Below are 14113 nucleotides of genomic sequence, written 5' to 3' on the forward strand. Positions count from 1 at the left end.
TTGGGCAGACAGTAAAACACTCGATTCTCGCTGGGAATACCTGCCAACGCGAGTCAATCAGCCGGAAACCGTATCAGGGCGGGTGCGGGGCAAGCAGACCGGCGAGGGTCCGTGCCAGCGTCTGCGGGCTGTGGCGCATGGGGTCGCCCACGGCATCGGTCAGCCCCACCAGCAGCACGTGGCCAAGGGCTGCCATGTGCAGGGCCACGGCCTGGCGGCGGGCTTCCTCCGTGTCACCGCCCAGGGCGCGGGCGACGGTGCCATACTGTTCCGTGGTGATGGCATGGACCCGGTCCAGGATATCGGGCGCCCAGGTCGGACGGGCGCCGATCTGCGGGGCGGCATACATCAGCCGAAACCGCGCAAGATCCGCCAGGTGAAAGCCGATCAACGCCTGCACCACATTGCGCCGCGCCGCCTCGGGGCCGGGGGCGTCCCGGGCGGCGGCGATAGCCACTGCGGCCTCTTCGCGCAGGCAGCCGAGTGCGACAGCCCCCAGAAGCTGGGCCTTGTTGGGGAACCAGTAGATGACCGCCTGCTTGCTGATCCCCAGCCGTGCGGCGAGGGCATCGAAGGTCACAGCCCCCATCCCGCCATCGCGCAGCAAGGCCAGTGCCTCGGCGGTGATACGGGCCTTGCGCTCGGACATGGGGGAAAATCCTTGCTTGCTTACCAATGGTAAGTTAACCTCCTTACCATTGGTAAGCAAGCGCCTTCTGAACAGGGAAACCACCATCATGTCCGATCTGCATGTCCATGCCTTCGCTCCGGCCTGGGGGCTGCCCTCCAGCGGACCGTTTGCACTCAAGCTCATGGCCTGGCTGTCCCATGCCGGGATCCCCTGGCGCGGGGTGGTGGACAATCGCCCCGCAAACGGGCCGCTGGGCAAAAGCCCCTGGATCGAACAGGACGGGTTGCGCATGGGCGACAGCGACCGCATCATCCGCCATCTGGCCGCGCGGCATGGACTGGGCGACCCGATGGCGCAGCCGGATGCGGCTGCGGTCATGCGCGATGCGCTGAAGACCGCGTTCGAGGAACGCTTCCACCAGATCCTGGAATGGGAGCTGTTCCTCCACCCCGAAGGCTTTGCCGGGTTTCGTGCGCTGCTGGCCGAGGCCGCGCCGCCCCTGCTGGCGCCCCTGATCGCGCGGCAGATGCAACGCCATTTCGCACGGCAGTTGCACGCCCGCGGGATCGCCCGGCTGGAGGCGACCGAGATTGCGGCCCTTGGCAAACGGCATCTGGACGGGCTGGATACCGTGCTGGCAGAGGGGACGGGCTGGCTGAACGGCGCCGAACCGGGGGTGGTGGATTTTGCGGTCTGGGGCCAGGTGGCGCCGCTTCTGCACTGGCCCATGGCAACGCCCGTGGCCACCCACGCGCGCCGCCTGCCCAATGTCACGGACTGGAGCACGCGGCTGCAGGCGGCAGCCTTCGGGGCAGATCAGGCGCGGGTGGCCTGAGGGGGCGCGGCCTCGGCCCGCAGCCAGTCACGAAAGGCACGCAAGGGGGGATACCAGGCACCGACTTCAGGCCAGACAAGGTAATAGGCGCCGCTGGCAGGCGTGGCGCCCCCCCAAGGGGCCACCAGATGCCCGGCAGCAAGCGCCGGACGGGCCAGAAAATCGGGCAGAAGGGCAACGCCCAGGCCGTGGATGGCGGCCTCGGTCAGGGGGGCGAACTGGTCGCACTGCAGGGTCATGGCGGGCGCGGCATCCAGCCCTTGGGCGGCGCACCATTCGGCCCAGGCGCGCGGGCGTGTGTCCAGGCCCAGCAGAGGCAGCGCCAGCAGTGCCGCCATATCCGCAGGTTCCGGCGCCAGCCCCGGCGCGCAAACCGGCACCAGGCTTTCCCCGAACAGCTCCGCCGAGGCCACCCCGGGCCAGTCCGGCGTGCCAAAATGGATGGCCGCGTCAAACCCTTCGCTGTCGAAATCAAACGGCCTCAGCCGCGTGCCCAGGCTGAGCCGCAGGCCGGGATGCGCCGACAGGAACCGCGGCAGGCGCGGCATCAGCCAGTGGCTGCCAAAGCTGGGCAGGATGGCCAGCGCCAGGGTGCCCGCGCCGGTATCGGCCTGCACCCGCTGGCTCGCCTGGCCCAGCAGATCCAGCACGCGCGCCACGTCGCGGGCATAGGCGCGGGCATGGTCGGTGGGTTTCAGCCGCCGCCCCTCGCGCAGGAACAATTGCCGGCCAAGCTGATCTTCCAGCGCGCGGATCAACCGGCTGACCGCGCCCTGGGTCAGGTCCAGGTCATGCGCCGCCGCCAGGGTGGACCCCGTGCGCATGACCGCATCGAAGGCCGCCAGCAGGCTGATCGAGGGCAGGAACCGCCTTGGATGGGCCATGGTATGTGCTTTGCTCATATGAATACGCCTAAAGAGGCGTATAACCCGGGTCGAAACTGGCGCATAGAGCATATCACAACCCCTGCCCTGCCGCCCCGGAACCGATTGCAACCGGCGCGGCGGGGCGGCATTCTGGCACCCGGAACGGAGGGACCATGGATCGCGCGCAGATCGTACATGACAATTTCCTGCGCCGGGTGGCAGAGGATGACCTGCCGCCGGGCCGAGCACCTTCGGGGCCGCTGCAGGGCCCCGAGGCCGTGCGCCTGTTCCGCGCAGGCTGCCTCAGCCGCGCGCTGGACCGCAAAAGCCGTGCAATGCAGAAGGCGGGCACCGGGTTCTATACCATCGGGTCCTCGGGGCATGAGGGGCTGGCGGCGGTGGCCCATGCGCTGCGGCCCACGGACATGGCCTTCCTGCATTACCGCGATGCGGCCTTCCAGATCGCGCGGGCCGATCAGGTGCCGGGCCAGACCATCGCCTGGGACATGGCGCTGAGCTTCGCCTGTTCGGTCGAGGATCCGACCTCGGGCGGGCGTCACAAGGTGCTGGGGTCGCGCGCGCTGATGATCCCGCCACAGACCTCGACCATCGCCAGCCACCTGCCAAAGGCGGTAGGCGCGGCCTACAGCATCGGCGCGGCGCGGCGGGCGCGCCCGGAACATGCCGTGCTGCCCGAGGATGCCATCGTCTATTGCAGCTTCGGCGATGCCTCGGCCAACCATTCCACGGCGCAGGGCGCGTTCAACACCGCGCAATGGACGGCGTTCCAATCCATCCCCATGCCGCTCCTGTTCTGCTGCGAGGACAACGGCATCGGCATTTCCGTCAAGACCCCGCGCGGCTGGATCGAGGCCACATTCCGCGACCGTCCGGGGATGAAATACTTCAGCGCCGACGGGCTGGACCTCTATGAGACCTCCCGCGTGGCGCAGGAGGCCGCCGCCTATGTCCGCCGCCGCCGCAAGCCCGCCTTCCTGCATATCCGCACGGTACGGCTTTATGGCCATGCCGGCGCCGATGTGCCCACCAGCTACCTGTCCCGCGCCGAGGTCGAGGCCGAGGAAGCCAACGACCCGCTGCTCCATTCCGTCCGCCTGCTGCGCGACGCCGGCGCGCTGGAGCCCGCGGCGGCGCTGGATATATACACCAACACCTGCGCGCGGGTGGAGCGTGTGGCCGATGCCGCCGCCGAGCGCCCGCGGCTTAAGACCGCCGCGCAGGTCATAGCCAGCCTGATCCCGCCGCCGCGCCCCTGCCGCCCCACCAACGGGCCATCGGCGGAGGCCCGCGAAGCGGCGTTCGGCGCCGACCTGAAGGCCATGGACAGCCCGCAGCCCATGGCGCGGCTGATCAACTGGGCGCTGACCGACCTGATGCTGGCCCATCCTGAAATCGCGCTGATGGGCGAGGATGTGGGGCGCAAGGGCGGCGTCTATGGCGTGACGCAGAAGCTGCATGGCCGGTTCGGCGCGTCCCGCGTGATCGACACGCTGCTGGATGAGCAATCCATCCTGGGCCTGGCTATTGGCATGGCGCATAACGGGTTCATCCCGGTGCCGGAAATCCAGTTCCTGGCCTATCTGCACAATGCCGAAGATCAGTTGCGCGGCGAGGCGGCGACGCTGCCCTTCTTCTCGAACGGGCAGTTTTCCAACCCCATGGTGATCCGCATTGCCGGGTTGGGCTATCAGAAGGGGTTTGGCGGGCATTTCCACAATGACAATTCGGTGGCGGTGCTGCGCGATATTCCCGGTGTGGTGCTGGCCTGCCCGTCCGGGGGCGCGGATGCCGCGATGATGCTGCGCGAATCCGTGCGGCTGGCGCGCGAAGAGGCCCGCGTGGTGGTGTTTCTGGAGCCCATCGCGCTCTATCCGATGCGTGACCTGCACGCGGCCGGGGATGGCGGCTGGATGGACCGCTACCCGGCGCCGGACCGGCGGATCGGGCTGGGCGAAGTCGGTGTGCATGGCGAGGGCCGCGATCTGGCGCTGGTGAGTTTCGGCAACGGGCGATACCTGTCGCATCAGGCACAGGCGGCGCTGGCGCAGGACGGTGTGGCCGCGCGGGTGGTGGATCTGCGCTGGCTTTCGCCGCTGCCCGGGGCCGGGCTGGCGGCGGCGCTGGACGGGGTGGAGCGTGTGCTGTTCGTGGATGAAACCCGGCGCTCGGGCGGGGTGGCCGAGGCGCTCATGGCCTGGGGGGCAGAGCATCTGGATGTGCCCTTCGCGCGGCTGACGGCCGAGGACAGTTTCATCGCCACCGGCCCGGCCTATGCGGCGACGATGCCGTCGGCCGAGGGCATCGTGGCGGTGGCGCGCGACCTGATGGAGCGCGGGCGATGAGCGTTGCGCGCCTGCTCAACGGTGCCCGCGCCCGGGGCGCCCCACCCACCCACCCTTGCGCCCCGGGCGCGGGCCGGACCGCTGGCGCGGTCCGATTGGAGGGCACGGAATGAAAACGGCGGTGGTCATCTGCCCCGGACGGGGGACCTATAACAAGGCTGAACTGGGCACACTGGGGCGTCATTTCCCGGATGCAAGGCTGATGGCGCGATTCGATGCCATGCGCGTGGCCGAGGGGCAGGAGACACTCTCGGCGCTCGATGGCGCGGCGCGGTTTTCGGGGGCGAAGCACACGCGGGGGGACAATGCCTCGGCGCTGATCTATGCGGCCGCGCTGGGGGATTTCCTGTCTATCGACGGCGACGCGGTGCAGGTGGTGGCCGTCACCGGCAACTCCATGGGCTGGTATTCGGCCCTGGCCTGCGCGGACGCCCTGAGCCCCGAGGACGGATTCACGGTGGTCAACACCATGGGCCGGCTGATGCAAGACGCGCTGATCGGCGGGCAACTGGTCTATCCGCATATGGGCGCGGACTGGCGCCCGGACCCGGACCGCAAGGCCGCGCTGCTGCATCAGGTGGCCGAGATCGACGCGCGCGACGGCCATCGGCTGGCGCTGTCCATCGACCTGGGCGGGATGCTGGTGCTGGCGGGGAATGAGGCCGGGCTGGCAGCCTTCGAGGCCGAGGCGCCGCCCACCGAAGGGCGCTTTCCCCTGCGGCTGGGCAACCATGCGGCGTTTCACACCGACCTGCAGGCGCCGGTGGCCCGGCAGGGCCGCGCCGCGCTGGCGCCCGCCTTGTTCGGCCAACCGCGCCTGCCGCTGGTGGACGGGCGCGGGGCCATCTGGTGGCCGGGGGCCAGCGATCCGCAGGCGCTTTGGGACTATACGCTGGGCCATCAGGTCACCCAGAGCTATGATTTCACCGCCGCCATCCGCACGGCGGCGCGGGAATTCGCCCCCGATCTGTTCATTGTCACCGGCCCCGGCACCACGCTGGGGGGCGCGGTGGCGCAATCGCTGATCCTGTCCGGCTGGGACGGCATGGGATCGAAGGATGATTTCAAGGCCCGGCAGGCCGCGGCGCCGATGCTGGTCTCGATGGGACTGGACGAGCAGCGCGGCCTTGCCACGGGCACAACCGAAAGGGAGATACAGGAATGACCCATGCAGATGTTCTGAAGGCCGCAGGCCTGAGCGCGGATGAGCTGAGCGGCGGCACGCTGGCCGTGCACTCACCCATCGACGGCGCCGAGGTGGCGCGGCTGACCGAGACATCCGCCGCCGATATGGACGCCATTGTGGCCCGGTCCCGGACCGCGTTCCAGAGCTGGCGCGACCTGCCCGCCCCGCGCCGGGGCGAGCTGGTGCGCCTGCTGGGCGAGGAGTTGCGCGCGGCCAAGGACGAACTGGGCGCCGTGGTCACGCTGGAGGCGGGAAAGATCACGTCCGAAGGTCTGGGCGAGGTGCAGGAGATGATCGACATCTGCGACTTTGCCGTGGGCCTGAGCCGGCAGCTTTACGGGCTGACCATCGCCAGCGAACGGCCCGGCCACCGGATGATGGAAACCTGGCACCCCATGGGCCCCTGCGGCGTGATCACCGCCTTCAACTTCCCCGTGGCCGTCTGGTCCTGGAACACGGCCATTGCGCTGGTCTGCGGCAATCCTGTGATCTGGAAACCGTCCGAGAAATCGCCGCTGACGGCCATGACCTGCATGAAGATCCTGGATCGCGCGCTGGAGCGCTTTGGCGATGACGCGCCCGACGGATTGGTGCAACTGGTCATCGGCGGCGCCGATGTCGGGGCCGCGATGGTCGGGCACAAGGATGTCGCCATCGTCTCGGCCACCGGGTCCACCGCCATGGGGCGCAAGGTCGGACCGAAAGTCGCCGAACGCTTCGGGCGCTGCATCCTGGAACTGGGCGGGAACAACGCCATGATCGTCGCGCCCTCGGCGGATCTGGACATGGCGGTGCGCGCGATCGTGTTTTCGGCCGTTGGAACCTGCGGACAACGCTGCACCAGCCTGCGCCGGGTGATCGCACATGACAGCATCCGCGCGGAACTGGTCGAACGTCTGGCCAAGGCCTATGCCACCCTGCCCATAGGCGACCCGCGCGCACCCGGCACGCTGGTCGGCCCCATCATCGACAGCGCGGCCCGCGACCGCATGCTGGCCGCGCTGCAGATCGCGCGCGGTGAAGGCGGCACGGTCCATGGTGGTGAAGCGGTCGAGGCGGTGACGGGCGGCGCCTATGTCAGCCCGGCGATTGTCGAAATGCCCGCCCAGACCGACATTGTGCGGACCGAGACCTTTGCACCGATCCTCTATGTCATGGGCTATACGGAGCTGTCCGACGCGATTGCAATGCAGAACGATGTGCCGCAGGGCCTGTCATCCTGCATCTTCACCACCGACCTGCGCGAGGCCGAAACTTTCCTGTCCGATGCAGGATCGGATTGCGGGATCGCCAATGTAAACATCGGACCCTCAGGGGCCGAGATCGGCGGCGCGTTCGGCGGCGAGAAGGAAACCGGCGGCGGGCGCGAAAGCGGCTCGGACGCGTGGAAAGGCTACATGCGGCGGGCGACGAACACCATCAACTATTCGCGCGAGCTGCCTCTGGCACAGGGCGTCAAGTTCGACCTCTGAGCCCGATACCAGCCAAGCGGAGCGCGCGTCCCGCGCGCGCGCCTTCTGGCACTTCGTGCGGCGTCAGGGGGCATTTTGCCCCCTGTTCACACCTGGCCAGACAGGCTCGACGCCACTCCATGCCCGGCACAGAAGCTGAAGCGGAGTTCTGCTCTCAGGGGGCAGTACCTTGTGGCATCGGCCGCGGCGGAGGCATGATCCCGGGAGGGCCCGACACCGGAGACACGACCGCTGACGCCCGAGCAGGACCGGTTTCCGGGCCCGGCACCGCACCCCCGTAATTGACCGGTTCCGGCCGCGGAAGGTTGACCGCGACAGGGCGCTTGCCCTGGCGTGACGCCGCGCGCGATGCGAATATGTCGATGGGGGTACCATTGCGCACCATCGCATAGATGTCTTCCATCTGCCTGTCGGTGACGGCGATGCAGCCATCCGTCCAGTCGCCGCGGACGTTCTGAAACCGTGGCCCGCGGCCATGGATAAAGATATCGCCGCCGGGAGACACACCACGCGCCGCGGCCGAGGCGCGGTCTGCGGCATTGGGATAGGAGATGCCGATCGACAGGTGAAACCGGCTGTCGGGGTTGCGCCGGTCGATGAAATAGCGCCCCTCGGGCGTGCGACGGTCGCCTTCCTGCTGCTTGTGGCCATTGGGATTACCCAGGTCCACACGGAATGTGCGCAGCATCCGGTCATGGTGCCAGAGCTCCATCCGGCGCTCCGCCTTGTAGACCCGGATCTGGGTGACTTCCGGCCCGTTGTAGGTCCGGAACTTCGACGGGCTGCCACAACTCGCCAGAATGAGCACAGCTGCAAACAGGGTCACAAGACGCGAAAGAATCATGCTCTGCCCCAAGCAATTTTTTCCGACGATGCCGGATTGCGGTAATTTCGGCTACAAAAACCGTAGCCCGGGGCGCCCGGAGCGCGCTTCTGCGATCACTTCCGCGTGTTCCGGGCCACAGTCGCCCTTTCGTCCTCGGCTTTCTCGGCCTCCAGCCGCGCTTCGATTGCGCGCAATCGTGACAGAACCTCATCCCGATAGTCGCTGGTCTGCTGATTGCTTTCTTCGGCATGGGCATCCTGCATCGAGTTCACGATCAAACCGACCAGAAGGTTCACCACCGCGAAAGTGGTCATCATGATGAAGGGAACAAAGAACACCCAGGCGTAAGGGTAGATCTCCATCACCGGGCGCACGATGCCCATGGACCAGCTTTCCAGCGTCATGATCTGGAACAGCGAATAGGCCGAGGCCCCGATTGTCCCGAACCACTCGGGGAAACTGTCCTGGAACAGTTTCGTGGCCATGACCGATCCGATGTAGAAAATCATGCTCATCAGCAGAAAGACCGAGCCCATCCCCGGCAGGGCCTTCAGAAACCCTTCGACCACCCGCCGCAGGCTGGGCGTCACGGACACCACCCGCAGCAATCGCAGGATCCGCAGCGCGCGCAGAACCGTGTACGCCCCCGCCCCGGGCACCAGCGAAATACCCACAATGACGAAATCGAACAGGTTCCAGCCGGACCGAAAGAATCCGAACCGCTGCGCATAAAGCTTCAGCGCGATCTCGATCACGAATATCGTCAGACACAACCGGTCCAGCGACATGATCAGCGGGCCTGCGGCAGCCATGATGTCCCGCGATGTCTCCATCCCCAGGATCACGGCGTTGAACAGGATCACCCCGATGATCCCGTTCTGCACCCAGCGTTGATCCAGAAACGCCGCCACCTTTTCCCGGGCCGTCAGGCCGCGCTGCCTTGGCTGCTCAGGGTGCTCTGTCTTGTCCTGCATGGATGCCTTCATCTTGCCAGAAATACTCCGGGGATCCGGGGGCTGGCCCCCGGCGCTGCAACAAGGTGCAGCACGTCGTTCCGGCCATATGGCCAAACAACGGGCGCGCCGCAAGCGTCCTGCACCACGATCCCGCAGCCGGACAATCTGCAAGGCGGCATCAACGCAGCCCCGTCTGCCCACCGCGCCCCGGCATACGGCTTGCTAGAACGGCACATCATCGGCCTGCGCCGCAGGAACCAGGAAACGGGCAACCACATGGCGCGCGCCGGCCTTTTCGAAGTCCACATGCGCCTTGTCGCCTTCGATCGCGCTCACCCGGCCATAGCCGAATTTCTGGTGGAACACGCGCGCGCCCGGATCGAAAGCCGGTTCGGCGGTGGCATTGATCACCATGTCGCGCGCATCGCGGGGTGTCCCCGAGGCCCGGCCGCTACGCGCCTGCAAGCGCTTCCAGCCGGGTGAATTATAGACATTCGCCCCGGCTGCGCGGCTTTCCAACCCCTGCGCCGCCGCGGGTGGGGCCATCGCGCCGCCATGCAGGCCGGGCGCGGTCAGCACCTCTACATGCGCCGCGGGCAGTTCATCCACAAAGCGCGAGGGAAGCTGCGACTGCCATTGCCCGTATACCCGGCGATTGGCGGCAAAGCTGATGGTGCAGATCGCCTCGGCCCGGGTGATGCCCACATAGGCCAGACGGCGCTCTTCCTCCAGGCCCTTGATCCCGCTCTCATCCATCGTGCGCTGCGAGGGGAACAGCCCGTCCTCCCACCCGGGCAGGAACACAACCGGAAACTCCAGCCCCTTGGCCCCATGCAGGGTCATGATGGTCACCTTTTCGGTGGCTTCTTCCGAGTCATTCTCCATGATGAGCGAGACATGCTCCAGAAACCCCTGCAGATTGTCGAATTCTTCCAGCGCCTTGACCAGCTCCTTGAGGTTCTCCAGCCGGCCCGGCGCCTCGGGCGTCTTGTCGGCCTGCCACATGGCGGTATAGCCGGAGTCGTCCAGGATCCGCTCGGCCAGCTCGATATGGCTGATGCCCTGCGGCGCCTCCAGCGGTTCGATCAGATCACTGCCCGGCTCCGGCGTCGGTCCGCTGGCAATGGCATGCCAGCGCGCGATGGCATCCAGCAACAGGCGCAGCTCGCGCGCGCCCTTCCCGCCCAGGTCACCCGCGTCCAGCAACCTGCGGGCGCCTTCGGTCAGCGGCACCCCGGCATCGCGCGCCGCGCGCTGGATCTTCTGCTGCGCCTTGTCGCCCAGCCCCCGGCGCGGGGTGTTCACGATCCGCTCGAAGGCCAGATCATCGGCGGGGCTGACGGCCAGCCGGAAATAGGCCATGGCATCGCGAATTTCCATCCGTTCATAGAATCGCGGCCCGCCGATCACGCGATAGGGCATGCCGATGGTCAGGAACCGATCCTCGAAGGCGCGCATCTGGTGGCTGGCGCGCACCAGCACCGCGATCTGGTTCAGGCCGACCGGGTCCAGCCCGCGCGTGCCCGCCTGCAGCGCCTCGATCTCCTCGCCCACCCAGCGGGCCTCTTCCTCGCCATCCCAATGGCCGATCAGGCGGACCTTCTCACCCTCCTCGGCCTCGGTCCACAGCTCCTTGCCCAACCGGTCCTGATTCTCCGCGATCACCGCCCCCGCAGCCGCCAGGATATGCGGGGTCGAGCGGTAATTCTGCTCCAGCCGGATCACGGCGGCGCCGGGGAAATCGCGCTCGAATCGCAGGATGTTGCCAACCTCGGCCCCGCGCCAGCCATAGATCGACTGGTCATCATCGCCCACGCAACAGATATTGCGATGCCCCGCCGCCAGCAGCCGCAGCCACAGATACTGCGCCACATTGGTGTCCTGATATTCATCCACCAGGATGTAGCGGAACCAGCGCTGATATTTCTCCAGCACATCCGGGTGCTGCTGAAAGATCGTCACGCAGTGCAGCAGCAGGTCACCGAAATCACAGGCGTTGAGTGTGCGCAACCGCTCCTGATAGGCGGCGTAAAGCTCCACCCCCCGGCCGTTGAAGGCATCCGATTCCGAGGCGGGGACAATATCCGGTCGCCAGGCGCGGTTCTTCCAGTTGTCGATGATCCCCGCCAGCATCCGGGCAGGCCAGCGCTTTTCGTCGATATTCTCGGCCACGATCAGCTGTTTCATCAGCCGTTGCTGATCATCGGTGTCCAAGATCGTGAACCCCTGCTTCAACCCCACCAGTTCCGCATGGCGGCGCAACAGCTTGACGCCGATGGAGTGGAAGGTGCCCATCCAGGGCAGCCCCTCCACCGCCTCACCCAGAAACTGGCCCACGCGGGCCTTCATCTCGCGCGCGGCCTTGTTGGTGAAGGTCACGGCCAGTATTTCATTCGGGCGCGCGCGGGCGGTGTTGAGCAGATGCGCGATCCGCGCGGTCAGCGCGCGGGTCTTGCCGGTGCCCGCGCCGGCCAGCATCAGCACCGGACCGTCCAGGGTTTCCACCGCCTGCCGCTGTGCCGCGTTCAGGCCATCCAGATACGGGGCCGGACGGGCTGCCATGGCGCGGGCCGAAAGCGAGGGTTGCGCAAAGGCGCCGGGATCGTCGGAATGGTTCATGCCCGGCACCATAACGCGCCCCATACGGAATGAAAAGTTGTGTTCACGGCTTGTTCCTGGCGCGCGGCGAATTTCCTGCCCGTTGCGACATCACACAGGCGCTGCCTCTCCCGCCAGCCGCAACATATGCCCCGGAACCTGAGCATCACGCCCGAAGCTGTGAGCTCGAAGGCATCATCCCCCCAGACCCGTATGGCACATCTTCAAGGGGCGCGGACCCGCAACAGCGGCTCAGATACCCAGTGCCGCCCGGATTGTCGGCAGCATGATCGCTGAAATACCCCCCACCATCGCACCGACAAGGTAGCGCATGACACGCCCGGGAACGCGGGGGGAAATACCCGCCAAGGCAGAACAAACCGCCGCATAATATGCGATCACCAGAAAATCCATCGCCTGAAATCATGCTGAACATGCCAAGGGCTGTCAATCGATCAGAGCCCCGGGTGCGCCCCCCCGGGAAGGCATCTCGGGCGGGGCAGGCCAGCGCTGGGCGCGAACCTTCCGCGTTTTCGCCGGTGCCTTCCGGTCACCCCCGTCCAGATCGGACGGGCCGCGCAACACCAGGACGCCCCGCGCAGCGCTCCGCCCCGGTTTGGGCCGGGCACGGAATGACCGATCACGGCATGGCATGATCCGTCGCCAGATCCCGGAATCCCCGCACGAAACTGGCCAGAAGCGTATTGATGCGACGATCCTCGGTCAGGGTCTGCGCCTCTTGCGCAATCTGGCGCAATTGCACGATCCCGGGCGTATCGGGCGCCTGGCTGAGGTCCACATAAGCCATGCGCCATTCAGGAAAGGCGCGGCTGCTGACCTCGGCCGAGAGAAGCTGCAGAATCGCGCTGTGGCGCGGGTCCCGCGCAATCCGCCTCAGCAGCGCATCAATCTCTGGTTCGGGGCCTTCGATCACCTGGAAGAAACTGCCATCATGATAGGCGAGCATCCCGCTGATCCCATCGCGCTGGTTGTTGCGGCGCGAGACCTCGAGGATCTTGCGGATTTCATCCTGCGAGAGCAGGCCTTTGGCAGCACTGATATAGGTTATGCGGCGCATCGGGGTTCCGGGGATTGAAGCACATCATCCGCAGCTTAGGACCGGAACGTTAAGGAGTCCCTTCTCCCGGAGAATTTCGCACCCTGGGGCGGCTTGCCGCGCTGCCATCACACGGTATAGTCCCGGGGATGGACCCTGACCTGCGCTACCCGGAACTGTCGGACCTGCGCGCCCGGTGCCGCCGCCGGGTGCCGCATTTCGTCTGGGAATATGTGGACAGCGCCACCGGGCGTGAAGCGGTCAAGGCCGCGAACCGCGCCGCGCTGGATACCGTGCGCTTTCGCCCCGCCATTCTGGGCGGCGAGGTCACACCCGACTTGCGCACCCGCTTTCTGGGCAAGGACTATGCCGTGCCCTTCGGGATTGCGCCGCTGGGCATGTCCGGGCTGATCTGGCCCGGTGCGGAACAGACGCTGGCCCGGTTTGCCCAGGGCGCCCGCCTGCCCTACGGGCTCAGCACTGTTGCCACCCGCCTGCCCGAGGAAATCGGCCCGCTGGCCGGTGACATGGGCTGGTTCCAGCTCTATCCCCCGCGTGACCCTGATATCCGGCGTGACCTGCTGACCCGCGCGCAGAAGGCCGGGTTCGACACGCTGGTGCTGACGGTGGACGTGCCCGGCCCCTCACGCCGTGAACGCCAGCGCCGCGCGGACCTGGCCATCCCGCCAAAGACCACGCTGCGGATCCTCTGGCAGACTGCCCTTCGGCCTGAATGGGCGTTGCGCACGTTGCGCAACGGCACGCCAAGGCTGCGGCTGATGGAGGGCTATCTGAAACTGGACGGCAACGCGCCCTCGACTGCGCATGCGGGCTATCTGCTGCGCGCGGCGCCGGACTGGGACTATCTGCACGCCCTGCGCCGCGAATGGGACGGGCACCTGATCGTCAAGGGCGTGCTGAACGCCGAAGACGCCCCGCGTCTGCGCGATGCCGGGGTCGATGCCATCTGGGTGTCCAACCATACCGGGCGCCAGTTCGATGCCGCGCCCGCGGCGCTGGAGATGCTGCCCGGAGTGCGCGCAGCCCTTGGCCCGGATTTTCCGGTGATCTTCGACAGTGGCGTGGAAACCGGGCTGGACGTGCTGCGCGGGCTGGCGCTGGGGGCGGATTTCGTCATGCTGGGCCGGGCCTGGCACTATGCGCTGGGGGCGCTGGGCGCGCGCGGACCGTCGCATCTGCTGCATATCCTGCGCGAGGACATGGTCGCCAACATGGTGCAGATGGGGATCAGCCGCCCGGCGGATGCTGCAGGGCGGCGCCTTTTGCGCGAATTGTAACAGAACCTTACAAAGCTTTTGCTGC

Annotated in this window: 12 protein-coding genes; 5 read left to right on the top strand and 7 right to left on the bottom strand. The window is 67.1% G+C overall.

What is annotated here, in order from left to right:
- Positions 1-73 precede the first annotated feature (73 nt).
- Positions 74-649, bottom strand: coding sequence for a TetR/AcrR family transcriptional regulator (locus HUK65_RS14785; protein ID WP_179907046.1), 576 nt, complete (start codon positions 647-649; stop codon positions 74-76).
- Positions 650-737: 88 nt separating this feature from the next.
- On the opposite strand from HUK65_RS14785, the gene HUK65_RS14790 reads away from it, so the two are divergent.
- Positions 738-1466, top strand: a complete 729-nt coding sequence (locus tag HUK65_RS14790; protein ID WP_179907047.1) for a glutathione S-transferase family protein — start codon at positions 738-740, stop codon at positions 1464-1466.
- Here HUK65_RS14790 and HUK65_RS14795 read toward each other — a convergent pair.
- Entirely contained in the window at positions 1448-2368 is a 921-nt protein-coding gene (locus HUK65_RS14795; protein ID WP_179907048.1) for a LysR family transcriptional regulator, read from the bottom strand. The two genes, HUK65_RS14790 and HUK65_RS14795, sit on opposite strands and share 19 nt — an antisense overlap.
- A 137-nt stretch (positions 2369-2505) precedes the next feature.
- On the opposite strand from HUK65_RS14795, the gene HUK65_RS14800 reads away from it, so the two are divergent.
- The 3 genes from HUK65_RS14800 to amaB all read left to right on the top strand — a co-directional run bounded on the left by HUK65_RS14800 (position 2506) and on the right by amaB (position 7353).
- Positions 2506-4695, top strand: a complete 2190-nt coding sequence (locus HUK65_RS14800; protein WP_179907049.1) for a thiamine pyrophosphate-dependent enzyme — start codon at positions 2506-2508, stop codon at positions 4693-4695.
- 109 nt (positions 4696-4804) lie between these two features.
- The gene (locus HUK65_RS14805; RefSeq protein ID WP_179907050.1) at positions 4805-5860 is read left to right on the top strand and encodes an ACP S-malonyltransferase; all 1056 of its coding nucleotides are present in this window, start codon (positions 4805-4807) and stop codon (positions 5858-5860) included.
- A complete protein-coding gene (gene amaB / locus HUK65_RS14810; protein WP_179907051.1) occupies positions 5857-7353 on the top strand; it encodes an L-piperidine-6-carboxylate dehydrogenase in 1497 nt (498 codons plus the stop codon). The genes HUK65_RS14805 and amaB overlap by 4 nt, the downstream gene beginning before the upstream one ends.
- Before the next feature lie 154 nt (positions 7354-7507).
- On the opposite strand, the gene HUK65_RS14815 is transcribed toward amaB, so the two are convergent.
- The 5 genes from HUK65_RS14815 to HUK65_RS14835 all read right to left on the bottom strand — a co-directional run bounded on the left by HUK65_RS14815 (position 7508) and on the right by HUK65_RS14835 (position 12811).
- Positions 7508-8197, bottom strand: coding sequence for a L,D-transpeptidase family protein (locus HUK65_RS14815; RefSeq protein WP_179907052.1), 690 nt, complete (start codon positions 8195-8197; stop codon positions 7508-7510).
- Between the two features lie 95 nt (positions 8198-8292).
- Positions 8293-9108 carry an ion transporter gene (locus HUK65_RS14820; RefSeq protein ID WP_179907071.1) on the bottom strand — a complete coding sequence of 272 codons (816 nt, stop codon included), beginning with the start codon at positions 9106-9108 and terminating at the stop codon, positions 8293-8295.
- Positions 9109-9357: 249 nt separating this feature from the next.
- Positions 9358-11754, bottom strand: coding sequence for an ATP-dependent helicase (locus HUK65_RS14825; protein ID WP_179907053.1), 2397 nt, complete (start codon positions 11752-11754; stop codon positions 9358-9360).
- A gap of 231 nt (positions 11755-11985) precedes the next feature.
- A complete protein-coding gene (locus HUK65_RS14830) occupies positions 11986-12147 on the bottom strand; it encodes a hypothetical protein (protein WP_179907054.1) in 162 nt (53 codons plus the stop codon).
- 226 nt (positions 12148-12373) lie between these two features.
- Complete coding sequence (locus HUK65_RS14835; protein WP_179907055.1) at positions 12374-12811, bottom strand: BLUF domain-containing protein; 438 nt, start codon at positions 12809-12811, stop codon at positions 12374-12376.
- A 128-nt stretch (positions 12812-12939) separates the two neighbouring features.
- Here HUK65_RS14835 and HUK65_RS14840 point away from each other — a divergent pair, with 128 nt between their 5' ends.
- The gene (locus HUK65_RS14840; RefSeq protein WP_179907056.1) at positions 12940-14088 is read left to right on the top strand and encodes an alpha-hydroxy acid oxidase; all 1149 of its coding nucleotides are present in this window, start codon (positions 12940-12942) and stop codon (positions 14086-14088) included.
- The last annotated feature ends 25 nt before the right edge of the window (positions 14089-14113 follow it).

The organism is Rhabdonatronobacter sediminivivens (genome assembly GCF_013415485.1).
In the GTDB taxonomy this organism is placed as follows: Bacteria; Pseudomonadota; Alphaproteobacteria; order Rhodobacterales; family Rhodobacteraceae; genus Rhabdonatronobacter; species Rhabdonatronobacter sediminivivens.

Coding starts and splice junctions, on each gene's coding strand:
- HUK65_RS14785 (WP_179907046.1), bottom strand. CDS start 649: ATGTCCGAGCGCAAGGCCCGTATCACCGCCGAGGCACTGGCCTTGCTG.
- HUK65_RS14790 (WP_179907047.1), top strand. CDS start 738: ATGTCCGATCTGCATGTCCATGCCTTCGCTCCGGCCTGGGGGCTGCCC.
- HUK65_RS14795 (WP_179907048.1), bottom strand. CDS start 2,368: ATGAGCAAAGCACATACCATGGCCCATCCAAGGCGGTTCCTGCCCTCG.
- HUK65_RS14800 (WP_179907049.1), top strand. CDS start 2,506: ATGGATCGCGCGCAGATCGTACATGACAATTTCCTGCGCCGGGTGGCA.
- HUK65_RS14805 (WP_179907050.1), top strand. CDS start 4,805: ATGAAAACGGCGGTGGTCATCTGCCCCGGACGGGGGACCTATAACAAG.
- amaB (WP_179907051.1), top strand. CDS start 5,857: ATGACCCATGCAGATGTTCTGAAGGCCGCAGGCCTGAGCGCGGATGAG.
- HUK65_RS14815 (WP_179907052.1), bottom strand. CDS start 8,197: ATGATTCTTTCGCGTCTTGTGACCCTGTTTGCAGCTGTGCTCATTCTG.
- HUK65_RS14825 (WP_179907053.1), bottom strand. CDS start 11,754: ATGAACCATTCCGACGATCCCGGCGCCTTTGCGCAACCCTCGCTTTCG.
- HUK65_RS14830 (WP_179907054.1), bottom strand. CDS start 12,147: ATGGATTTTCTGGTGATCGCATATTATGCGGCGGTTTGTTCTGCCTTG.
- HUK65_RS14835 (WP_179907055.1), bottom strand. CDS start 12,811: ATGCGCCGCATAACCTATATCAGTGCTGCCAAAGGCCTGCTCTCGCAG.
- HUK65_RS14840 (WP_179907056.1), top strand. CDS start 12,940: ATGGACCCTGACCTGCGCTACCCGGAACTGTCGGACCTGCGCGCCCGG.